The organism is Enterococcus ureilyticus, assembly GCF_001730315.1.
In the GTDB taxonomy this organism is placed as follows: Bacteria; Bacillota; Bacilli; order Lactobacillales; family Enterococcaceae; genus Enterococcus_L; species Enterococcus_L ureilyticus.
This window is the reverse complement of sequence record NZ_MIKC01000001.1, coordinates 191,000-215,107: the sequence shown is the minus strand read 5'-3', so window position 1 is coordinate 215,107 and position 24,108 is coordinate 191,000. Positions and strand designations below refer to the sequence as shown.

Here is a 24,108-nt window from a genome sequence, read left to right as displayed (position 1 = left end):
ATGACAAAAAAAATCCTTTTTACAGAAACGGTCTTGCGTGACGGTCAACAAAGTCAAATTGCTACACGAATGCCGACAAGTGATATGTTGCCGATTATTCAAACATTGGATGAGGCAGGCTATCACGCGTTAGAAATGTGGGGTGGAGCTACTTTTGATGCTTGTATTCGTTTTTTGAATGAGGATCCTTGGGAACGTTTAAGAGCGATTCGAAAAGTCGTCAACAAGACAAAACTACAAATGCTTTTACGTGGACAAAATTTACTTGGCTATAAAAACTATGCCGATGATGTTGTTGAAGCCTTCGTTCAAAAATCAATTGAAAACGGCATTGACATTATTCGTATTTTTGATGCCTTAAATGATACAAGAAACTTACAAACAGCGATTGAAGCAACGAAAAAATTTGGTGGTCATTGCCAACCGGCGATTTCTTATACAACAAGTGAATTTCACACAATTGACTATTTTGTCGGTTTAACAACGGAACTAGAGAAGATGGGGGCTGACTCGATTTGCATCAAAGATATGGCAGGGATCTTAACACCTAATGACGCCTACCGTTTAGTTTCTGAAATCAAGAACAAGATTCAAGTGCCTTTAGAAGTTCACACGCATGCAACCAGTGGTATTTCTGAAATGACTTATTTAAAAGCTGTTGAGGCTGGGGCTGACATTATCGATACGTCGATTTCATCGTTCTCAGGTGGAACGAGTCAACCAGCAACAGAATCAATGGCGTTAGCATTAGAAAATTTAGGCTATAATACTCATCTAAATATGAAAAAAGTAGCAGAAGCGGCTGACTATTTTAACCCGATTCGGGATAAATTTAGAGAAGCAGGAGTCTTGAATCCTAAAGTTAAAGATACCGAACCAAAGACCTTGATCTATAAAGTACCTGGTGGAATGCTATCGAATTTATTGAGTCAATTAACAGAGCAAGGATTAGCCGATAAATATGAAGAAGTTTTAAAAGAAGTACCGAAAGTTCGTGCTGATCTAGGCTATCCTCCACTTGTCACCCCTTTATCACAAATGGTCGGCACACAAGCTGTAATGAATGTGATCAGCGGAGAACGCTACAAAATGGTGCCAAAAGAAATCAAGGATTACGTCAAAGGACTATATGGAAAACCGCCAGTTGCGATTTCAGAAGAGATGACGAAATTAATTATTGGAGAGGAAGAAGTCATTACGATTCGACCGGCTGATCTATTAACACCAGAGCTTGCCAAATACGAAAAAGAAATCAAGCAATATGCAAGATCAACTGAAGATGTTTTGATGTATGCATTGTTCCCACAACAAGGAAAAGATTTCTTAGGCAGAAGAGAAGATCGCTTCTATGATGTACCAACACAAGAAGTGAAAGTTACGTTCGACCTTTAAGTAAAAGCGTTACAAAATCAATTGATTTTGTAACGTTTTTATTTTACTTTGGAAAAAATTCATCATAAAAATAAAAAAATTTTGGCTGACATGAAAGCGGTAAAAATTACTTGAAATAGCTGAAATATGACTTAGAAAATGTCAGTTGTTCAATTATAAAATAGCTTGAAAATAAATGTGTATAAAATTAGAAAAAAGTGTGTTAATTGTGTGTTTTAGCTAATTTTGTTTGTAGAAACCTTAGGTAATATCGATTGAAAGCTTTAAATTCAATGATTTCATTCATTACACAAATATTACGCTATTATGTTAGTTAATATAACTTTTCTCATTTTTTAAAAGGTTTACAATTATTTACAATACGATTATAATGACTAAAATCAAGTTTATATTTAAGCTAGAGATCAATTTTTTTCTTTTTGGAAGTGTATACAATTGATATGAATTTGAAATGCTTAACATTACAAGGAAAAATATATTCACGTCAAAAAACATCACACATATATTTTTCAAATGGAGCTGGAAGAATCAGTATAGCTTTTATATTAGCTAGCTTCACAGGCTAGTTCAGCATTTATATTTAGGAGGGATGTTTTTGATTACAACTAAGCAATCATCAGAAAAATTTTTTGAAATGAATCATCAAAAGTACCGATATTATTCATTAGCTTCGCTAGAAACAGAGCAGTCTTCATTTGTTTCAAAGTTGCCATTTAGTATCCGCGTCTTATTGGAATCAATCATACGGCAGAAAAATGGTACGGGGATTACGCAAGAACATATTGATAATTTAGCTAAATGGTCTTCAAAACATGAGTCTAAAGGTGAAGTCCCCTTTAAACCAGCGCGAGTGATTCTTCAAGATTTTACAGGTGTTCCTGCTGTTGTTGATTTAGCCTCTTTGCGAAAAACAATTGCTGATTTTGGCGGTGACCCATCTAAAATAAATCCTGAAGTTCCTGTGGATCTTGTTGTGGATCATTCGGTACAGGTAGATGTAGCAGGTATCAAACAAGCACTGCAACTGAATATGAAAATGGAGTTTCAACGTAATCAGGAACGATACAAGTTTCTTAGTTGGGCGCAAAAAGCATTTGATAATTATCGTGTTGTTCCACCAGCAACTGGAATTGTACACCAAGTCAATATTGAATATCTAGCAACCGTTGTGACACAAAAAAATCAAGAAGATGGTACGATTTTACTGTATCCTGACACATTAGTAGGAACAGATTCTCATACTACTATGGTCAATGCATTAGGCGTTTTAGGCTGGGGTGTTGGTGGAATCGAAGCAGAAGCGAGTATGCTTGGGGAACCGTCTTATTTTCCTATCCCAGAGGTCGTGGGTGTCCGTTTTGTCAATGAATTATCTTTTGGGGCAACGGCAACAGATTTGGCATTAAAGGTGACACAAGTGTTGAGAGAACAAAAAGTTGTTGGGAAATTTGTAGAATTCTTTGGCTCAGGTTTGGTAAGTTTAAGTTTAGCTGATCGGGCAACTGTGGCAAATATGGCTCCAGAATATGGTGCAACGTGTGGCTTTTTCCCTGTAGATGATGAAACGATTCGTTATTTGCGATTAACAGGAAGAGAAAAAGAAGCAGTAGCCGTTACCGAACGCTATTTAAAAGAGAACCAATTGTTCTATGATCCTATCAATGATATAGAACCAGCTTATACAAAAGTTATTGAAATCGACTTAAGTAAAATACAAGCCAATCTGGCTGGACCAAAAAGACCACAGGATCTAGTGCCTTTAACAGAAATGAAAACCGCCTTTGAAGAAGTTGTAAAAGCTCCAGCGGGACTGCAAGGATATGGATTATCTAAGGCACAGCGGGCGCAAAGTGTTGCGTTAGAGCTAGACGGTGTTCACCATCAATTAAAACCAGGAGCAGTAGCAATTGCAGCAATCACTTCCTGTACAAATACGTCTAATCCATACGTGATGTTAAGCGCAGGCTTGGTAGCCAAAAAAGCTGCAGAGCTTGGCTTACAAGTACCTAATTATGTAAAAACTTCTTTAGCGCCCGGTTCAAAGGTTGTGACAGCCTATCTTGAGAAGGCTGGTTTATTACCATACCTAGAGCAGCTAGGGTTTCACTTAGTTGGGTATGGGTGTACGACCTGCATCGGTAATTCTGGCGCACTAAAATCAGAAGTTGAAGCAGTGATTAAAGATAATGACCTTCTAACAGCGGGTGTTTTAAGTGGCAATCGAAATTTTGAAGGTCGGATTCATCCGCTTGTTAAAGCCAATTATCTGGCTTCTCCGCCATTAGTGGTTTTATATGCATTAGCAGGAACTGTCGACATCGATGTAATGAAGGAGCCTATCGGTCTTGGAGAAAACGGAATACCTGTTTATTTTAATGATCTATGGCCTTCTAGAGATGAAATTAAGGAATTGATCGATACATGTGTGACACCAGAGCTATATAAACAGGAATATGCAAGAGTTTTTAGTGACAATGAGGAATGGAACCATATTGAAACGAATGCTGAAGCGTTGTATGGTTGGGAAGAAAGCTCTACTTATATTGCTAATCCACCATACTTCACAGGAATGACCAAAGAAAGAGAGTCTAGAAAACCATTAGAAAAATTAGCTGTACTAGCGAAATTTGGTGATTCGGTGACAACAGACCATATCTCACCTGCTGGAAGTATTCAAAAAAATAGTCCGGCAGGTCAGTATTTAATTGATCGAGGTGTTGAAGTCCGTGAATTTAACTCTTATGGTGCTAGACGTGGACACCATGAAGTAATGATGAGAGGGACGTTAGCGAATATTCGAATTCGGAATCAATTAGTGCCGGAAATTGAAGGTGGCTATACCATTTTTGGACCAACACAAGAAAAAATGGCCATTTATGATGCTGCGATGAAGTATCAAAAACAGGGAACGAAGCTAGTTATTTTAGCCGGCGATGATTATGGAATGGGATCATCTAGAGATTGGGCTGCTAAAGGAGTTCAGCTTTTAGGTGTTGAGGCAGTCATCGCAAAAAGTTATGAACGTATCCATCGTTCTAATTTAGTCATGATGGGTGTTTTACCATTGCAATTTAAACATGGAGAAGATGCGGATAGTTTGGGTTTAACAGGAACTGAACTATTTGACATCGCTATCGATGAAACAAAAGGAATTTTAGATGATGTAACGGTCACTGCGACTAAACCAGATGGAGAGAAAATCATATTTGAAACTATTCTGCGTTTTGATTCAGCTGTTGATATCACTTATTATCAGCATGGCGGCATCTTGCCAATGGTGATTCGTAAAAAGCTTCAAAGCTAGTTTAGTCTAAGAAAAATAGGAGATGCGACAATACGATACGAAGGTTGTTATTTTACGTCTCTCAAGCTGTGCGGGTCAGCTTTTCAGAAAAAAGATAAAAAGTGAGAGTGACAAAAAGCGTCACAATTATTTTTCCTATTTTTCTGTCAAAGCTAAACGAACCCACTACGCTTTTGTTTTGAAACACAGTGAATAAAATGAACTGATGTTGAAAAGTACAAGGTGCAGCATAACGGAACGTTGTTCCCTATATACGAGGAGGAATTTGGATGGAGATTCATAAAGGTTTAGATGGTGTTGTTGTTTCTGAAACAAAAATCAGTTCAATTGTAGAAAATCAACTATTGTTTGCGGGATTCAATATTGATGATTTAGTTGCTGAAAATGTTCAATTTGAAGAAGTGATCTATCTTTTATGGTATTTGAGAATTCCAAATTCGCTAGAACTAAAGAAATTTAAACAAGATCTAGCGCTAGAAATGCAAATTTCTGATACGATCATCACTTGTTTGAAAATCCAAACGCGTCAAAATCTTCATCCAATGAGTGTTTTGCGTTCTACGATTTCTCTTTTAGGTGTATTTGATCCAAATGCTGAATCAACAGATGAACGATCGATCTATCATCAAAGCATCGCATTGCAAGCAAAAATGCCGACAATCGTTGCGGCCTATGCACGACTAAGAAAAGGCCTAGATCCGATTGCCCCTCGAAGTGACTTATCGATTGCAGAAAATTTTCTTTATATGCTGACAGGAAATGAAGCGGATCAGGTACAAGTAGACGCGATGAATCAAGCACTGGTATTGCATGCAGATCATGATTTAAATGCAAGTACATTTACTGCTAGAGTTTGTGCGTCTACATTATCAGATGTTTACTCTTGTATTACAGGTGCAATAGGTTCTTTAAAAGGGCCACTTCATGGTGGAGCGAATGAAAAAGTCTTTGATATGTTAGAAGAAATCAATTCAGATAATCTAAATGTAGCGGATTATTTAAACCAAAAGCTTGATCGTAAGGAAAAGGTCATGGGATTTGGACATCGCGTTTATAAAACAGAAGATCCGAGGAAAAAACATCTGAAAAAACTGGCCAAAGAGCTAACGACTATCACCAAAAAAGAGCAGTGGTATTTTTTATCTTGCCAAGTGGAACGCTATTTGAAAGAAACAAAAGGCTTGATTCCAAATGTCGATTTTTATTCTGCTACAGTTTATCATTGTTTGGATATTGATAGTGATTTATTTACATTGATTTTTGCGATGAGTAGGGTTTCTGGTTGGCTAGGTCATATCAATGAGCAGAAAAAAGAGGATTGTTTGATCAGACCTCGTTCCCATTATATTGGACCAAAGCAGTTAAAATATAGTGACATACAGACCATACATTCAGGAGGAATGGAAGCATGACAAATGGAGAAAAAATTGTTTTTGAAAATGGAAAATTAGTCGTTTCAAATTTTCCAATCATTCCTTTTATTGAAGGTGATGGGATTGGACCAGAAATTTGGCAAGCTGCTAAAGAGGTATTTGATGCTGCTGTGCAAAAAGCATATCAAGGGAAACGTAAAGTGGTTTGGCAAGAAGTTTTAGCCGGAGAAAAAGCATTTAATGAAACGGGGAGTTGGCTTCCCAACGAAACGTTGGATACGATCAAGACCCATCTGATTGCCATCAAAGGACCGCTTACAACTCCGATTGGCGAAGGATTTCGTTCATTGAACGTTACGTTAAGACAAGAGCTGGATCTATACATTTGTTATCGACCAGTGCGCTATTTTGAAGGGGTCCCGTCGCCATTAAAACACCCAGAAGCAACGGACATGATGATTTTTAGAGAAAACACAGAAGATATTTATGCAGGAATTGAATTTTCATCGGAAAGCCCGCAAGCAATCAAGCTGATCCATTATTTAAAGCAAGAATTCGGTGTAAATAAAATTCGTTTTCCTGAAACTTCTGCAATCGGCATCAAGCCAGTTTCTAAAGAAGGAACCGAGCGCTTAGTTCGTGGAGCGATCGAGCATGCTTTAACACACAAACGTAAATCAGTCACACTCGTTCATAAAGGGAATATCATGAAGTTTACAGAAGGTGGCTTTAAAAAATGGGGATATGCTCTAGCTGAGAGAGAATTTGGAGACAAGATTTTTACATGGGAAAAATATGGAGAAATCAAAAATAAATTTGGAAAAACTGCGGCTGATCAACAATTAAGCGAGGCAGAAAAAGCAGGGAAACTAATTATTAAAGACCGAATCGCTGATATCTTCTTACAAGAAATTTTACTTCATCCCGAAAAATATGATGTCATCGCGACCTTGAATTTAAATGGAGATTATATTTCTGATGCATTAGCGGCTCAAGTTGGTGGGATTGGTATCGCACCTGGAGCAAATTTAAATTTGGAAACAGGTCATGGCATCTTTGAAGCAACTCATGGAACGGCACCAGAATTTGCAGGATTAAATCAGTTGAATCCATCCTCCTTATTATTATCAGGTGTATTGATGTTTGACTATTTAGGCTGGAATGAAGTGAGTCAGTTGATTACAAATAGCATAGAAGAAGCCTTGATAAACAAGACGGTAACAAAGGATTTTGCAGATCAAATGATAGGAGCAACGTTATTGAGTTGCTCAGGATTTGGCACAGAGTTAGTGCGATTGATCATGAAGTAAATGAAAAACAAGTTCAAAATAAGCCATGTTTGAACTTGTTTTTTTGACAATAAAAAAACCTGACGAACCTTCGTCAGGTTTTGAATTTACTAATGTTAAGTTGATTATGCTTTGTTAACGTTAGTAGCTTGAGGACCACGTTGGCCTTCTTCAACGTCGAAAGTCACTGCTTGACCTTCTTCTAAAGTTTTGAATCCGTCGCCTTGGATAGCTGAGAAATGTACGAATACATCGTTACCATTTTCTGCAGTGATAAATCCAAAACCTTTGTCTGAGTTAAACCATTTTACTGTACCTGTTTCCATAATAAAAATCCTCCTTGTGATAAACACATATTTTGCAATTACTTGAAAGGTGAAAATGTGGAAGATGTTTATTTGAAACAGCTACACATATATTACCGAACAAAAACTACACTCTTAATATACCATATTTAACGCTACTTGACTAGTAATATATCTCTTTAAACTAAAAATTTGTTAAGAAATAGAGATTAATTGTCAAAAAAAACTTATTTCTGTTATAGTATAGGAGTATTGAGCGTTAAATATGAAAGTAATGATAGATTTATATTGTAGAAATCTATTCCGAAGGCGCAGCCGTGGAGCTGCATAGATTTGAAAGTAGGAAGGGTTCAGATTGTTTAGATGAGAATAAGGTTATCCTTACTAATAGATAGTTTTACATGGTTTTATAGCTAACAAAATATTTAATCAACTTAATTAAAGAGCCACTCGACAAATTTGTCGAGTGGCTCTTGTCCATTATTCTACTCTAGCTAGATGTTATTCGTTTAATAACGTAGCACGGCTAATAACGATTTTTCATCAGGAGCCGCTTTTTGATCTAATACAAAAACGTTCCCGCCAGTTTTAAGAACATTATCGGTAATTTTGTTCAAGACTTTGCGACGATCAAACTCTTCTGTGGACATCTCTGTTGTTTCATTAACAAGATTAGCCGTTGAAATAAAGAAGTGTGAGATTTTACCTTCATCTGATGCAGGTACGATATCAACAAGTTGATCGACAAATTTTTTGTCTAATAAGTGATTGTAACTAGCTGTTTCGAGCGCTTCTAATTCTTGATTGATCTTCAATGCTCCTTTTTCTATCTCTTGAAAAGAAACCTGTGCAGGAGATAGTGTGATAGAAGCATCGGTCACTAAATAAGGATTTTTAGCAATTTTTTTGAACAAGGTTTGATTTTCTGACAGCGCATATAACCGGATTGGCAGATTATCAGAGTTTACAAATGTATCTTTCAAATAGTTATCGATTGCTTGGTAATAATTTGTCCAGTCGATTTTGACTTCTTCATCTTTCGTATTAACACCGTGATAAGCGACGCCTTCTTTAGAGGAACCATTGTAGCCAGCTCCACCTTGAATAGAATAATTCATACTACCGCCCGTTAGCTCGTCACCTAATGTGCTGACTAAATCGGTTGGTGCATCTTCTGGTAAAGCTACAGCAGTCACACGATCCTTCTCAACGAGATAAAGTTGCATAGAATCTCGGTTCAAAGCCATTAAGTAATAACGATAATTAAATTGATTATTTTTAATGATACCTAGGAGATAAGGTCGATCATCAACATAGTATTGATCGTCTACAGGGACACTTAATCGGTGAATAAAAATGTCCTTCTCGCTAATAATGATGGATACACTTTTAGTAGCATTTCGCCAAAATGAAGAGTCTGCCAGCAAGGCATCGATTTTCTCTTGAAAAGGTGCCCAAGTTAGCTCTGTATATTTTTTTTCAAAACGAACTTTCGCTGCTTTGGCAAAATTTTTAAGGGCTAGAGAATCTTTTTCGACATCTTGATGCGCGACATGAGTATTTAGAATAAATGTTACAAAGGGACCTTGAACTTCGTCAGAGAATAGAACAGATAAATTGTCTTTTTCTTGATCTAGCATAATACATTCCTCCTAAATTTTAAAGCGGAACAAATCGGTGGATCCTTTAGAAAGTTAGCATGAAAACGTTGGTTGTTTCATTGAAAGCTTATTTACGTTCTAAAGGATTGATTTGGACAGCTATCTATAATTTAAAAACTGAATTTCAAGGAGCAAGATAATGATTGAATACATTTCATTGCTACTAATAAAAGTGTAGCACAGGCATAAAAATGTTGGAACTAATAAGATTTGAAAGAATAAGAACTAAATGAAAACGCAAAAAGTTACTCTATGAGTAATTCCTCATGATTTTTTTATGAAATACAAAATGGGCGTTCATTTTCATTTTAAATAGAGATGCTAATATGTCCTCATGCCAATTATCCCGAATTGGTTTTTCATACTTACTCCTACCAAGAGTAAATAACAACCTTCATTTCCACCACAGACGACGGTCGTGGTGGTTTTTTTGTGTTATTAAAAGCTAATTTTAACGACTTTTGTTTATGTTTAGTAGTTATTTTATACTTGTTTATTTATTTACCAAAAATTACTTTCCAACAAATTTTCCAAAGTAAAGGATAAAAAAATTAAAGCCTATCAAGGATTTCACCGAACATATCACCTGTTTCAGTTTCTTTGTTTTTCAATAGGAGAGTATACGCATCTAATTTTGTGGTAATTTTCTTGTTGCATAATCGTTCCGATACATATTTTGGATATGCTCCTTCAGCAAGTAAAAAAGTAGCATGAGTGTATCTCAAATCATGGGTAGTGATATTTCTTATTACAGTCTTTTTATTTTAATCATTTATTGTAGTGATGATTCTGTCGAAAGCATATCGAGCATTAACCGGACTATATGGATTAAGTATAGAGCGTGGCTAATCAAGACTGAAAATATGTATAAAGCTATCTGAAGATAGCCAGAAATTATTATTTCTTTTTTGGTAAAAATGCAATGATGAAGAATAACATTGGGAATAGGATTGCGCTAAGAACTGTACCAATATTGTATGCAAATGGGTCTGTTGGACTAGTTAATGAGCCATTTAGAAATCGGTAAATTGAATTAATAGTAAATAGAATACCAATAACAAAAGCGGGTTTACGTTTAATCATACTTTCACCTCCGTAAAAAAGTATATCAAATAAAAAAAAATACACAACTTCATAATCGGCTAAATCACCAGTTAGAATTACTAAATGAGGTGGAGTGAATACAGTTACTCGGCTTCCTTTAAAAGCTTATTTACATGACTGCGACTAATGATAATTAGGGACAGTAATGGATTTAAAACGCAATAACTCATACCTGTAACTGATATAAGAGTGGTTTCAATTAGACGAGAAGAGTCTGGGATACCGTTGAAAATGTACATCATGAAGAATAACAAAAATAAGGGAACCGAAAATATTATTAAAAATATAAATAAAATAGCAAGAAAGAAAAACTGATTATACTTTAACAAAGTATAGAAAATTGAAAGCCAAGTCAACGCTCCTATTACTGGCGTCAAATTAAAGATAGAGATTCCTGAATATAAAGAGACTGCGCAAAATAGAAGGTTAACAAGAAATATGGAAATGTATAAAGATCTATTTAACAAAATATAACAACTCCTTTATGCATTAATTATAGCATAAAGTGGTCGTTTTAAATTATTGAAAGTGTAGATGAGGATTGAGATGCAGTTGTGAATTACAACCAAGAAGGACCTTTATCAACGAGAGACTATAAATGCACAGGTGCTCTTTACCTTGACCTCATCCAAACAGCCGAAAAACTGCAGGTGGTTGAAAATAAAAAAGAGCCCGATTAAAGGCTCTTAAGGGAATTAAATCCATGCTGAATAAAAAGTTGACGTTTTTTCAATTACATTTTCACTAGTTCCAAATCTCGAAACTGGCAGTTTATAACTATATCTGTAAGTAATTTTAACAAGTCTGTGCATTTCGTTATTGTAAAAATTTGTTACGCTAATATTTCCATCAGTATCAAGTATTTCTTATTATGGCACATCAATCCACTCTGAATCATCCGCATATAAGAAGACTTTATCTGAAATGTCATATCAACAACAGCAGGTTCTACAGAATTTCCATTAGGATCAGCCACATTGGTAATAGCTGATTTAGGGTCGAATATACGGTCTTTTAGGTTGGCTGAAGAGATGACTTCCAAACTAGCTTTGTCATCTACTTGTCGCGAGCTTGAACCGATTAAATCCTTGATGTCAATAGCGCCAGTCGCCAATGCAACCGTTGTGCCAGCAAGTAAAACAACTAAAGTACTAAGAACAACAAGAATACCAACAAATTTCTTTTTTAACATAATTTAACAACCTTTATAATTTATAACAAAATTATATCGTAAATATATGACAGAAGATACAAAAAGTAACTTAATGGAAAGGAATGGATAAGGATGAAAGTAAGGACGAATATCACTAAAGAAAGTAGGGATCAAGCTATGCTTGTCATAGGTTTTAAAACAAACTCACGAACAAAGCTGTCAGGATTTTTAACAGTAAATTTCTTGATCACAAATTGCTTGCGATCGTTGTAATGACCAAAGGTAGCAAGTTCAAACTTTCCGTCCTCAAGAAAAAGAATAAGGTTAGCTAGTTCTTTTTTGCTGACTAAGCAATTTATGTCAGCAGAAGGAGTGTGTAGTGTGAAACGCACTAGCATACTAGGGAATGACTTTATAACTCTAATCTTGTCAATTACACCTACATAACTATTTTTCTGCATAATATTTGTCCTCCTCAGCGTTTAAATAAAAAACAAATTTATCTAATCCAACATTGTTAATTAAACGTTGGCCACAACCCCATATATAATTTTGGAACTCCTTGTAAGTTGGTAGTCTAGCCTCATATTCATCAATTAAATTCATCATGTCACTTCCGTTCATCGTAATTCCACTGATCAAATATATATTCCACACGCCTTGTTTCCATTTTGAAATCAGTCAGTTTATAGTTTTTTTTACTCGATAAAGTCAAATATTGATAGGGATCGGTATATTCTAAAACAAGAAAGTGGTCGATCTTTTCAAGCGGGAATGCTGCTAAATAGTCTTTTTTCTTTATCCTTAGGAAATGACCATAGATTATAAATCGTTCCCTCTATGTATAGGCGCTTAGAGGACACTTTGTGAAATGGCACAAGTTGTAACGAGTAAAAGTATTGTGCTGGTCGTAGATGCTCCTTTAAATGTACTGTTTTTACATATCTCATTTTCATCACCATACCTTTTGCTCAAGAATATTATACGAACAATTGTTCTGTTTGTCCACTAGAATTATCAAATTAAGTGCAACATTTGATTTGTAGGCTAGAATTTCCTCAAGAATTCAGTCCTAAGTCTCACATTTTTTAAATCTGATTATGATAAAATACTAGAAGGAAAATAAAACATAATAAAAAAATTACTTAATTAGGAGATTTAATTATGAATTGGAAAAATTTTTTTAGAACTATTGTAGTAATGTGGGGAACTTTTTTACTCTATAAAACAGTTACGTTAAGTCTCTTGTATACTCTACCAAATTTACAAAGTAAACCTTACTATGAATTTATTTATTTCTTAATCGTAACTGTAATTTCTATCTTTATTGTTAGATTGGCTAAAAATTTATTTGGTATTGAAATAAATTTCTCTCCAGTAATCAAAAAGCGTAAGAAGACTATCTTTATTTTCGTGATTCCTTTTATTCTTTATGGAATTGATTTTATTGGTGGAATTGCTGATATTTTTAGACAACCAATCTACCTTATCATCGTCTCTTTTGCTAGTGCGTTAGGTGCAGGCCTATTCGAGGAAATAAGGGATAGGGGGTTTGGTACTATAGGATTTAATAACTCTTTCCCTAATTCAAAGTGGAAACCCCTAATAATTGCCTTTTGTACTTCATTTCTATTTTGTACGACACACTATTTAAACTTACTGATGCCAATAGCTCCTTCTCTGGAGGCTGTAAATCAACAAGTAATTTATACTTTCTTCCTAGGCATGGTTTTTTCTGTGCTATCAATGAGAACAGGTACAATATTTTATGCTATTCTATTTCATTCTATGAATAATCTGGTCCCTTGGACACCTACATCAGATTTGTCCTCTGTTAGCTCGTGGTCTAACTTACTTATTATATATGGGCTAGTTCCTCTTCTGTACACACTATGGTGCTTGCGGCCAAGTAAAGAAATTCAAATTAATAATTCATAAACATAGAAGGTAAAAAAATCCTATTGATTTATGTTGGGAAAAATTTAGAAATCATTTAGTAATCTCGCTTAGTTAAAAATAATGACTTATTATAAAATATCTCATAAGGTATTTTCCAATTTAAGCATTTTCTAGGTCGATTATTTAACTTATTAGCGACAGTCTCAATATATTCTTCTGAGATAGGTGTCATATCTGTACGCTTTGGTAAGTATTCACGTATCAATCCATTTGTATTTTCATTTGTTCCACGTTGCCATGGAGACCAAGGATCTACAAAATAACAATCAATACCGCACAATCTACTGAAATACTTGTACTTTGTAAATTCTGGTCCCCTATCTGGCGTAATAGTTTTGCGTTGCTTTTTATTTAGAGGAGACAATAATTTTACAATCATATCCCGTACACAAATTGAATCATTTTTAGAAATTCTCCCAGTTAGTAAAAACCGAGATTTTCGATCAACTAATGTTACAAGACAGGATTTTCCTCGGTGGCCCAATACAGTATCCGCTTCCCAGTGTCCCAGTTCTTCTCGATTTTCGGCTTTTATTGGGCGTTCATGTATCGTTTTCACATCAGTAAATCTTCCACGACGATCACCGATTCTTTTATTCACTGATTTTCTTCCTTTTCGTCGCAGTATTTTTCGAGCTCCAGGGCTTCCTTCTGGAAAAACTTGATCAAATAGACCCTTGTAAATAGAGCGATAAATAGTAGGATAGCTGATAATAGATTCATTATTCTCTAAGTTAATTCTATTCGCTATCTGTTCTGGAGACCATTGCTCTTCAAAAAGTAGTTTACGAATGATTTCTTTGTAAGGTGACTGATCCAAAATTCTCTTTCTCCCGCATTTCTGCTTGTTCTTATGATACGATTTTTGTGCTAGAGAAGGAGAATATGTTCTAAAACTTTGTAGTATTCCTTTTAAGTTCCCTCATAACAGTTGACAGACTTCTTTTGATCAAGCGCCCAATTCTACGAATAGTAAATCCAAAACCATGATAAAGAAAAATCATTTCCCGCTCGCGTATAGTAAGGTGTGTGTATGAAGTCATAACTGAATACCTCCTAGTAGATATAATTCGTCAACACCATCATAGCAGGCTTTTTCACCTTCCACTTTTAGTGTTGCACTTAAATTATACATTCTAGCAGAATGAGCGACTTAACCTATTGATTATAAAAATAACCACAGAATTTTCCGCACTCTGCGGTTAATTGGATGTTAGTTGAAGTAAATAGTAATGTTAAAATCTTAATTTGACGGCATTTTACATCGTTATAAAGAGCAAGGAAATAACTACCAAGAGTAAATAACAACCTTCATTTCAACTACAGACGACGGTCGTAGTGTGTTTTTACGTTTAGATATTATGAATTGATAGGATGGCTTTTGTGTGTTTAATAGTGGGGGAATTTATCTTTTATAGAAGAAGGGAATTCTTATAGCAACTATATTGTCTTATATAGGGTGATAATATATTTTTAACGAATCAACCTGAGATTAACGTAGGTTTAATAAAATAGAGATTAGAATCTAGTTAATATTTTTATTTTTGGATAGGTAAATAAGTTGGAACAGCTCCTAATTATTACGAAATCTATGGAGTGTTCCAACTTAAAGTGTTAGTTTGTCGTTTTGAAACGTTTCTAACAATTAAAAATCATTTTAATTATATTAAGGTGATCAGCGCAGTATCAATTGCTTTCATTCTTAATGCTTTACCAATTGTTTGGACATTTTGTAACCAACCTGTCCATTTTTGCCTTGGATATAAGTTCTATACATCACTCTATACCAACCGAAGCTCTGCATTTGTACGTTACCATATAAATTGCCATAGAGTCCTCTTTGCAAACCTGATAGTTCCTCAAGCTTATAGTCCTTTGGAATCGCATTCATTAATTCCTGCTGTTCTGTGGAAGTTCTACTAATAGTTTGGATAGGCGATTCCTCTGCTTTACTTTCATCTGAAAAAAAAGCACACAAAATAATCCAACAAACAATCCGTATAAACAGTGGGAGCAGAAGCAATCCCGAGAAATAAGTAGGAATTCACGAAAATTGCTCTTCAAATTTTTGTGAATTTCAGCTTATTTCTCGGGATTTAACACTCTTGTCCCAAGCTCTTTTTATTCAATAAAACTCATAATAGATCACAATGCCTCAATAAAACGATTTGTCCTAAATAACCGTGCTTCTAAATTAGTTCCAAGTTCAATAGCAGCATGTTGGCCTTTACCGCTAAACTTATACCGAATAGCATCTGCATTTGTTTTAGCAGCAACATAAGACACACCAAAATTTGCCTGCATTGTATGGATCAAACGAACATACAGAGCGCTTTCTGATATGCCGAAACGATTGGAAAGTTGAGATAAGTTCCAACCTTCTTTTAAAAAACGAAAGAAAACAACATCCGGCACAAGAATCGCAGAAGCCCCAATATTGGCTTGAAATTCATGAAGCACTTCATTATAGGAATAATGTAAACTGCGAGCTGTGTCAGTAAAAATCGTCTCATTATCAGTCATATGGAATAAATAGTGAGTGATTTCATGACTGATAGTAAAGTTCTTTCTTTTCTCACTCATGTTTTGATTATAACCAATCGTTGTCTCTAAGGAGTCTTTAACAATCATACCGGAAATACGATCTCTTGCTACACCATCGAATGGAAAACTACGCATTGAAACGCCCTTAGATTTTACGAAATCCCAAAGATATGAACAGTCATAATTTTCATAACCGATATTATGTGCGACCATTATCGCTGAGATATAATCGTTTATTTTATCTGAAAAACTAAGATATTCATCAATTTGCTCTGTCATCCAATCACGCCTTGTCGTCTTGTTTTAATTCCCGTTCTCGTTCGATCTCAGATCTTCTAAAACGAAGAAAACGATCGACTTCATCTTTCAATTCATCCACTTCATTTTCAGATAAACCATCAGTGTTCATCCGAAACATGATTTGTGAAGAAAGATTTTCTTCTTGAGGGGGTTCTTTAATAGAAGGAACCTCAGATCTTCCTAATAAATAATCTGTAGAGACATCAAAGTAATCAGCTACTTTTTGGATATTTTCTATTTTAGGAGATGAAGTGTCCCAACGACGAATCTGTCCATTTGAAATCCCAGTATTTCGTTCGATTTCTGCAAAAGTAACCTTTTTCTTGTCTGCAAGTTCTTTTATTCTGTAAGTTAAACTCATGTTTTTCAACCTTTCATAAGCTCAAATGAAAAAGATATTAGCTTTTAAGCTATTTTTAGTTGACAATTAGCTTTTAAGCTATTAAAATATTCTTATAAGCTAATTTATCAGTGAATAGTTAGCGAAGCCTTTTTAGTAGTCCTTTTCAGAAAGAAGAAAGTGACAAACGTAGAAGAGCGCTTATTTAACTATACTTATATAATAGCGTAAATGCTAATTCTAGTCAATTGTTTTCTCATGTATTAGCTAATTTACTAAATAAGGAAATAGAATCGCTGCACATTATTTTAAGGGAGGTAGGAAAAAGGGATGAAACGCAAAAAAAAAAGCAAACTGCTTGCTTATTATTTGAATCTAGCGGAGTTGGGAGATCAACAAGCTGCTAAAAAGGCGGAATTACTTGCTAAGACAATTTTTCAAGAAAAGAAAAAAACGAAATAATTCATTAGAAACAAAGCATTCGTATAGCTAATAAGGAACTTTTGAAAATTTGTAAGTAGTTGACTATTGAGAGAAAAGGAGAGGATAAAATAATGCTATTATTTCCCGAGATTGATCGAAAAAAAACTAGAAAAACGGTTCATGACCTATTAAAAACATATCGTTCTTTAGTCAGAATCGCTGGTGAAAAACATTCACCTAAAGTAACGGCTGCCTATACCTTTGAAATGAACGGCAGTGAAGTAGAGTTCTCCCATAAAACAGAACAGATGATGGATCGAAAGTATTTAGCTGAAACAGAATTAATGAAGATCATAAATGCTATGAATCAACTAGATTCTTATGATCGGCAACTTTTATATGACAAATATATGGATCGGAATTTTACAACAAATATTGCGATCTATATGAAGCATCATATGAGCGAAAGTAAGTTTTATCGAGAATTGGACAAAGCCTTGATTCGATTTGGGGAGTCTTATGAAAGTGGACAACTATTGATAGAAAAGTGACATTTTTATGGGAGAAGAACGCAAGTTTTACGAATAAACTATCGGCTAAACTAAAGTTGTACCGTTAGTTGAAATAGTGTTCAATCGAAAATGAAAAGAGACAGTTAGAAGAAACTATCGGAGGAAGTTACAACGCAACATCAGGTAAAAAATAGTGAAAAGGTGGTAATTATGAAGATGTTTGAGTATCTCGATCGATTTTTAGTAGATGCAGATCACAAAGCCATTTACGTTTTGACATTGATTTGTATTGCAATGATCATTGATTTTTTAAGTGGCAGCTTAGCGGCTAAAATCAATCCCAAAATTAACTTTTTAAGCAAAGTAGGAATCAACGGTATCTTACGAAAAGTAGCTAGTATGGTACTATTGATGTTTTTTATTCCCTTGGCGCCATTGATTCCAGGAGGAGCAGGTGTTGGACTGATTTATGTTTTATACGTAGGGTATCTACTAATGGAACTAAAATCGATTCTTGAGAATTATAAAAAAATGGGCATTGGTACGGAGTTATTTGAAGAATTTATCAAGAATATCAAAAGTGGCAAAGAAGATGAGTAAGCGAAAGTAAGCTGTTTTTTTAGCTAAGTAAAAAATGAAACTGAGCCAGTAGATTCTGTACTCAGTTTCATTTTTTATTAAGTATTATTTTTTTTAGCTTTTAATGCGCGGAATATCGTCAGCGCTAAAGCTGTTAAGCATAAAATAAAGGAACCAAAGAATGTGATTCTCATCCCTGCAATAAAGATGTCGGGACGCTCGCTTATATAGGTGGTCACACGTTGTCCGTAAAAAACACTCATCGCGTTATATAGAATTGTCGTAGCCAAAGCAATCCCTAACACCATTCCTAAATTCCGAGCAAAAGAGTTCATACTCCCTGCAACTCCTAAATTTTCCTTGGAAACACTGCTCATGACAGTTGTATTGTTAGGAGATTGAAACAGTGCATTGCCTAGTCCCATAATACCAGTTGCTAAAATATAGTACCAAAGAGGGGTTCCTTGGTTTAAAAACATATACATCAAAGATGTAATCGATAATAAAATCAGTCCAGAAAAAGTTAACAGCTTAGTCCCGATTTTATCTGTTAAAAATCCACTGACTGGTGACCCGACAACCATTAACAAAGGAAAGACCATCATCAATAAGCCCGCTTTGCTCGCCGGTAATCCCCGAGCGTTTTGTAAATAAAAAGGGATCACAACATTGACAAAAAAGTTAGATGAAAAAATCAACACTGCGGTGAGCAAACTCATCGTAAAAACGTTGTTTTTAAAAATTGAAAAAGTGATCAATGGCATACTGACACGTTTTTCCACTAAGATAAAAATGATAAAAGAAAGTAGTGCAAAACCAAATAATAGTATAGATAAAGTCGCGTTAAAGCCGATCTCTTGACCGATAAAAATACTACCAAAGAACGTCATAATAAAGATAGCGAATAAGCTAAAACCAAGTAAGTCCACTTTTTTTCCACTTTTGGTAAGATCTTTTGGCAAGAATTTCTCACCTATCAAAATAGTGAGGATGCCAATAGGAACGTTGATCCAAAAAATATAAGGCCAAGAAAATTGTGAAAGAATCAAGCCGCCGATGCCAGGTCCGGCAATGGAACCTAAAGAGACAAAAGCACCAATTGAGCCTAACGCTCGCCCTCGTTCTTTAAAAGGAAAGACTTCGGTAATAATACCAGAATTTGTGGCCATCGTCATACTTGAACCAATCCCTTGAACGATACGTGCAAACAATAAAAAACTCAATGATTGATTGAAGCCGCATAGTAATGAACCAATCGTAAAAATGATTGTACCGATCCGATACACTTTGATTTTCCCCAAACTATCTCCGATTTTTCCAAAAAGCAATAAACAGGAACAGACGACCATCAAATAAATCGAAACGATCCATTCGGATTGATTCATCGGAACATTCATGTCCTTTGAAATTGTCGGTAAAGCTATATTAACAATGCTGGCATCTAAGGTAGACATAAACGTAAACATAGCGACCGAGACTAAAATCCACCAGCGATTTTTTTGTACTTTAGCATTTTCTTGAAAACTATTCACGGTTTCCATCCACTCATCTCCTTAAAAAAATGTAAATAATCCGCTATTATCATACTCCTTTTTTAAAAAAAATGTCAGTAAAATGAGAAAAAACTAGTCGGAAATACTATCTTTATATTTGGAATATAGCACTGGCTTAATCCAATTTAAAAAAAGATCATTTCCTATAAGAAAAAGTTGCTTCGTTTATTTTTAACTTCTGTTACAATAGAAGAAGAATAACTGTACTAAAATAACTAATTTTTTGTTATACTTTTTAAGTGAAGTCAATCAACAAGAATGCTAAAGCTGTCTTAGTAATGATTTTCAATGAATTAAAACAGAATGGCGCTACAGAAACGCATTACGTTTTTTAAATATCTAGTTGCTCGGGTTAGAGACGATACTCTAAAAGTCTTAGAAAAAAAAAAAAGTCTATATGTTGAAAATAAAAAGCATGACAATCGATTTTTCCTACAGAGCCCATTACGCTTTTAAAACAAGGAGGATATTATGGCTACGAAACATGATCAAATATTAAAATACATTGAAGGATTACCGATTGGGGACCGTATCTCAGTTCGAAGCATTGCAAAAAATCTTGGTGTGAGTGAAGGAACAGCGTATCGGGCAATTAAAGATGCTGAAAATATCGGCTTAGTGTCAACGATTCAGCGCGTTGGAACAATTCGAATCGAGCGCAAATTAAAAAAACATATTGAAAAACTAACCTTTGGGGAAGTCGTTCGTATTATTGAAGGTGACATATTGGGTGGCTCAGCAGGATTAGATAAAGTTCTCAATAAGTTTGTGATCGGTGCGATGACTGAAAAAGCGATGACGCGTTACATAACACCAGGTTCATTAATGATTGTGGGGAATCGTCAAGGCGTACAAAAATTAGCACTAGAAAATGGTGCAGCAGTCTTAATCACGGGTGGTTTTGAAACAGAAAGCGAAATAGCTGATTTAGCTGATGAACTGGAAATGCCGGTTTTAAGAACAACATACGATACATTTACGGTCGCAACCATGATCAATCGGGCATTGAGTGATCAATTGATTAAAAAGGATATCATGTTGGTTAGCGATATTTATACGACCTTGGAAAAAACCAATTATCTATTTTCAACGAATACAATTACTGATTACCAAAAACTTTCTGAAAAGACGCATCATTCACGTTTTCCAGTAGTGAATAAGAACTTGCGTTTAGTTGGGATCGTCACGGCCAAAGATGTTTTAGGGAAAAGTGAAACCTTAACGATGGATAAAGTGATGACAAAAGATCCAATTGTTGTCAAAAAAATGATGAGTGTGGCTAGCGTCAGCCATCAAATGATTTGGGATGGTTTAGAAGTGATGCCGGTGGTCGAAGATGATTTATCTTTAGTTGGTTTTGTATCTAGACAAGATGTAATGAAGGCAATGCAACTGGTTCAACGTCAGCCACAGATTGCAGATACAATTTCTGACCAAATCTCAGGTGAAGTAATGCCAATAGAAGAGAATGGTAAAGCAGATGGCTCACAATTTAAGTTTTCGGTTACGCCGCAAATGGTCAATAGCGTAGGAACCATTTCTTTTGGTGTATTAAGTGAGATTATCGCCAATGTGACCCAACGTACGATGATCACCAATCAAAGAAGAAATGTACTGATTGAGCAAATGAGTTTGCATTACTTGCGTTTGATTCAATTGGAAAGTGAATTAGATATCCGGCCAAGAGTTTTAGAAATCGGTCGTCGCTCGGCCAAACTAGATATTGAAATTTATTTGGAAAATGCGTTGGTTGCCAAAGCAATCGTCGTTTGCCAAGTAATGGAACGGACTTAGGAGGAAATAACATGAACGTCGTAAAAGACATTTTAGAAAAAATCAAAGCCTACCAAACAATCATCATTCATCGCCATCAACGACCAGATCCAGATGCAATTGGATCACAAGTTGGACTGGCAGAAATTTTGAGAGCAAGTTTTCCTGACAAGCAAGTATATCAAGCTGGAGGACCTGTTGAAGGGTTAGAGTTTTTAGCAGAGATGGATGATGTATCGGATGAAATGTATCAAAATGCGTTAGTTATTGTCACGGATACTGCGAATTCACCTAGAATCAGTGATAATCGTTACCAATTAGGTGCTGAATTGATTAAAATTGATCATCATCCTAACGATGATCCCTATGGAGATTTAGTCTGGGTCAATCCAAAAGCAAGTAGCTGTAGTGAAATCATAGCTGATTTTTATCATCTTCATCAAGAGGAATTGAGCATGAATAATAATGCAGCTCGTTTGCTGTATGCTGGAATTATTGGTGACACGGGTAGATTTTTATACCCGTCAACCACGCCTCATACTTTAGAGATAGCAGCCAAACTGATGACATATGAATTTAACGCAGCTGAACTGAATCGTGAATTAGAACAAATCCCAATGAGTGTTGCCAAATTAGCTGGATATGTATATCAAAATATTGAAGTAGATGAGCATGGCGCTGCTATGGTGATGTTGCCGCAATCTTTACTTACTGAATATGGCATCGTAGATTCAGAAACAGCTGCGATCGTTTCTTTACCTGGAGTGATCGACGAGGTTTTAGCATGGGGGATTTTTGTAGAGCAACCAGAAGGGTATTATCGTGTTCGTTTACGTTCAAAAGGACCAGTGATCAATGAGTTAGCAAAAAAACATCATGGGGGCGGACATCCTCTGGCTAGTGGTGCTAATGCTAAAAATCAAACAGAAGTCGATGAAATCTACAATGAGATTCAACTGTTATGCAAAGAATATAAAAAATAACAACTGAAAGCATTTACATTTAGAATGACATCCGTTATACTAAAATCAGTTAAATAGTGGATAGTGATTGTCTTAGACAAGCTAAACCTGATTATACCAACTAGTTTTATTTGGTATAGTTAGGTTTTTTCTTTTTTCTGTTAATCAAATGATCCCAATATTATTTAACTAAAAATAAGGAATAGTGTGGAGGAGAAAGTGTTATGAAATTGAAAAAGATAGTTGTTGGTGTAGCAATGTTATCGATGGTTTTAATGGGGTGCAGCAATAATGCCGCCAATGAAGAAAAGAAAGCTGACACAAAAGAAAAGGATAATTCAGAAGTAGTGATCTACCTTGCTCGTCATGGTAAAACGATGTTGAATACTGTCGACCGTTCTCAAGGATGGATCGATGCACCGCTGACACCAGCTGGCGTTGAAGTAGCTGAACAATTAGGTAAAGGGCTGTCGGATGTTAAATTTGATAAAGTAGTGACGAGTGACAGTGGCAGAGCAATTGAAACGGGTGAATTAGTCTTGAAAAATAATGGACAAGAAAAGTTAACAAAGGAAATGACAAAAGACAAACGTTTAAGAGAGTATAATTTTGGCACCTATGAAGGCCTGATGAATGAAGAGATGCTGACAGCAGTAGCAAAAGAACAAGGCAAGACCTATGAAGAATATGATGAATGGATGAAAGAAGTTGGTTTCTATAAAGGAATCATTGAATTTGCTGATGTATTATCTGACTTAGATAATAAAAATGTTGAAGAAGGTGTCAACTGGCCAGCAGAAGATAGTAAAACAATCGTCGCTCGTCTAACAGCTGGATTAGATGATATTGTGAAGGATGCTGAAAAAGAAGGCGCAAATAATGTCTTGGTCGTGTCTCACGGAATGAGTATTATTACCTTGTTAGGTGAATTAGATGCAAATGCAGACCTACCAGATGGTGGATTGAAAAATGCGAGTGTCTCAAAAGTAACGTATAAAGATGGGAAATACACAATCGATAGTGTAAATGATCTTTCTTATGTAGAACAAGGGAAAGAAAGTAGATAGTGCTGATTTACCTTACTATTTGTAAATATAATAATTCTTTTCTTTCGTTTAGAAGTAGGATAAAATGAAGTGATAACATTTTAAAAGAGAACGATAATGAAGGAGAGTTTAAGCAAAATGGAAAATTTACCAAGTTGCCCTGAATGTGGCTCAACATACACTTACGAGGATCGCGGCATGATGATTTGTCCTGAGTGCGGACACGAATGGTCACCAACAGATGCTACAGAAGACACAACGGCTGTCATCAAAGATTCAAATGGCAATGTGTTAGCTGATGGTGATAATGTGACAGTTATCAAAGATTTAAAAGTCAAAGGGGCAAGTGGTGCGATCAAACAAGGAACCAAGGTTAAAGGCATTCGTTTAGTGCTTGATGCGGCAGATGGTCATAATATCGATTGTAAAGTCGATGGGTTTGGTCCGATGAAGTTAAAATCTGAGTTTGTGAAAAAGAATTAAAAGATACGCGAAGTTAATGCAAATTGCTCATTTTTATAAAGTGTCGGAATTAT

The 24,108-nt window shown here is 35.4% G+C and carries 21 protein-coding genes and 1 pseudogene; 12 read left to right on the top strand and 10 right to left on the bottom strand.

Going from position 1 to position 24,108, the window contains the following annotated elements:
- From BCR24_RS00995 to icd, 4 genes are all read left to right on the top strand, one after another.
- Positions 1-1,392 carry an oxaloacetate decarboxylase subunit alpha gene (locus BCR24_RS00995; RefSeq protein WP_069638689.1) on the top strand — a complete coding sequence of 464 codons (1,392 nt, stop codon included), beginning with the start codon at positions 1-3 and terminating at the stop codon, positions 1,390-1,392.
- Between the two features lie 595 nt (positions 1,393-1,987).
- Positions 1,988-4,696 carry an aconitate hydratase AcnA gene (acnA, locus tag BCR24_RS00990; protein WP_275579389.1) on the top strand — a complete coding sequence of 903 codons (2,709 nt, stop codon included), beginning with the start codon at positions 1,988-1,990 and terminating at the stop codon, positions 4,694-4,696.
- A gap of 269 nt (positions 4,697-4,965) precedes the next feature.
- Positions 4,966-6,108 (top strand): citrate synthase, encoded by a 1,143-nt coding sequence (locus tag BCR24_RS00985; RefSeq protein WP_069638688.1) that lies wholly within the window; start codon positions 4,966-4,968, stop codon positions 6,106-6,108.
- Entirely contained in the window at positions 6,105-7,379 is a 1,275-nt protein-coding gene (gene icd / locus BCR24_RS00980; protein ID WP_069638687.1) for an NADP-dependent isocitrate dehydrogenase, read from the top strand. The genes BCR24_RS00985 and icd overlap by 4 nt, the downstream gene beginning before the upstream one ends.
- Before the next feature lie 104 nt (positions 7,380-7,483).
- Here the strand turns inward: icd and BCR24_RS00975 are convergent, their stop codons facing one another.
- From BCR24_RS00975 to BCR24_RS16790, 6 genes are all read right to left on the bottom strand, one after another.
- On the bottom strand, positions 7,484-7,684 hold the full coding sequence (locus BCR24_RS00975; protein WP_010760878.1) for a cold-shock protein: 201 nt from the start codon (positions 7,682-7,684) through the stop codon (positions 7,484-7,486).
- 488 nt (positions 7,685-8,172) lie between these two features.
- Positions 8,173-9,303, bottom strand: a complete 1,131-nt coding sequence (locus BCR24_RS00970) for a baeRF6 domain-containing protein (RefSeq protein ID WP_069638686.1) — start codon at positions 9,301-9,303, stop codon at positions 8,173-8,175.
- 918 nt (positions 9,304-10,221) lie between these two features.
- Positions 10,222-10,407 (bottom strand): hypothetical protein, encoded by a 186-nt coding sequence (locus BCR24_RS00965; protein ID WP_069638685.1) that lies wholly within the window; start codon positions 10,405-10,407, stop codon positions 10,222-10,224.
- An 853-nt stretch (positions 10,408-11,260) separates the two neighbouring features.
- The gene (locus BCR24_RS00960; protein ID WP_069638684.1) at positions 11,261-11,620 is read right to left on the bottom strand and encodes a hypothetical protein; all 360 of its coding nucleotides are present in this window, start codon (positions 11,618-11,620) and stop codon (positions 11,261-11,263) included.
- Positions 11,621-11,751: 131 nt separating this feature from the next.
- Positions 11,752-12,042, bottom strand: a complete 291-nt coding sequence (locus BCR24_RS00955; protein WP_069638683.1) for a hypothetical protein — start codon at positions 12,040-12,042, stop codon at positions 11,752-11,754.
- A complete protein-coding gene (locus tag BCR24_RS16790) occupies positions 12,029-12,205 on the bottom strand; it encodes a hypothetical protein (RefSeq protein WP_157804616.1) in 177 nt (58 codons plus the stop codon). The genes BCR24_RS00955 and BCR24_RS16790 overlap by 14 nt, the downstream gene beginning before the upstream one ends.
- A gap of 540 nt (positions 12,206-12,745) precedes the next feature.
- On the opposite strand from BCR24_RS16790, the gene BCR24_RS00950 reads away from it, so the two are divergent.
- The gene (locus tag BCR24_RS00950; RefSeq protein WP_069638682.1) at positions 12,746-13,519 is read left to right on the top strand and encodes a CPBP family intramembrane glutamic endopeptidase; all 774 of its coding nucleotides are present in this window, start codon (positions 12,746-12,748) and stop codon (positions 13,517-13,519) included.
- A 55-nt stretch (positions 13,520-13,574) separates the two neighbouring features.
- Here BCR24_RS00950 and BCR24_RS00945 read toward each other — a convergent pair.
- The 3 genes and pseudogenes from BCR24_RS00945 to BCR24_RS00930 form a co-directional block, all read right to left on the bottom strand.
- Positions 13,575-14,583, bottom strand: a pseudogene (locus BCR24_RS00945) (IS30 family transposase).
- 1,102 nt (positions 14,584-15,685) lie between these two features.
- Positions 15,686-16,363, bottom strand: coding sequence for an ImmA/IrrE family metallo-endopeptidase (locus BCR24_RS00935; protein WP_069638680.1), 678 nt, complete (start codon positions 16,361-16,363; stop codon positions 15,686-15,688).
- Between the two features lie 4 nt (positions 16,364-16,367).
- Positions 16,368-16,745 (bottom strand): helix-turn-helix domain-containing protein, encoded by a 378-nt coding sequence (locus tag BCR24_RS00930; RefSeq protein ID WP_069638679.1) that lies wholly within the window; start codon positions 16,743-16,745, stop codon positions 16,368-16,370.
- Positions 16,746-17,054: 309 nt separating this feature from the next.
- Between BCR24_RS00930 and BCR24_RS17230 the strand changes: the two genes are divergently transcribed.
- The 3 genes from BCR24_RS17230 to BCR24_RS00920 all read left to right on the top strand — a co-directional run bounded on the left by BCR24_RS17230 (position 17,055) and on the right by BCR24_RS00920 (position 18,259).
- On the top strand, positions 17,055-17,186 hold the full coding sequence (locus BCR24_RS17230) for a hypothetical protein (RefSeq protein WP_275579391.1): 132 nt from the start codon (positions 17,055-17,057) through the stop codon (positions 17,184-17,186).
- Positions 17,187-17,278: 92 nt separating this feature from the next.
- Positions 17,279-17,698, top strand: a complete 420-nt coding sequence (locus BCR24_RS00925; protein ID WP_083244269.1) for an ArpU family phage packaging/lysis transcriptional regulator — start codon at positions 17,279-17,281, stop codon at positions 17,696-17,698.
- 177 nt (positions 17,699-17,875) lie between these two features.
- Positions 17,876-18,259 (top strand): phage holin family protein, encoded by a 384-nt coding sequence (locus BCR24_RS00920; protein ID WP_069638830.1) that lies wholly within the window; start codon positions 17,876-17,878, stop codon positions 18,257-18,259.
- 77 nt (positions 18,260-18,336) lie between these two features.
- On the opposite strand, the gene BCR24_RS00915 is transcribed toward BCR24_RS00920, so the two are convergent.
- Complete coding sequence (locus BCR24_RS00915) at positions 18,337-19,779, bottom strand: MFS transporter (RefSeq protein WP_100630338.1); 1,443 nt, start codon at positions 19,777-19,779, stop codon at positions 18,337-18,339.
- Positions 19,780-20,262: 483 nt separating this feature from the next.
- Here BCR24_RS00915 and BCR24_RS00910 point away from each other — a divergent pair, with 483 nt between their 5' ends.
- From BCR24_RS00910 to BCR24_RS00895, 4 genes are all read left to right on the top strand, one after another.
- Positions 20,263-21,585, top strand: coding sequence for a DRTGG domain-containing protein (locus BCR24_RS00910; RefSeq protein WP_069638678.1), 1,323 nt, complete (start codon positions 20,263-20,265; stop codon positions 21,583-21,585).
- Between the two features lie 11 nt (positions 21,586-21,596).
- Positions 21,597-22,547 (top strand): DHH family phosphoesterase, encoded by a 951-nt coding sequence (locus BCR24_RS00905; RefSeq protein ID WP_069638677.1) that lies wholly within the window; start codon positions 21,597-21,599, stop codon positions 22,545-22,547.
- A gap of 203 nt (positions 22,548-22,750) precedes the next feature.
- A complete protein-coding gene (locus BCR24_RS00900; protein ID WP_069638676.1) occupies positions 22,751-23,593 on the top strand; it encodes a histidine phosphatase family protein in 843 nt (280 codons plus the stop codon).
- A gap of 117 nt (positions 23,594-23,710) precedes the next feature.
- On the top strand, positions 23,711-24,055 hold the full coding sequence (locus BCR24_RS00895) for a zinc ribbon domain-containing protein YjdM (protein WP_069638675.1): 345 nt from the start codon (positions 23,711-23,713) through the stop codon (positions 24,053-24,055).
- Positions 24,056-24,108 lie beyond the last annotated feature (53 nt).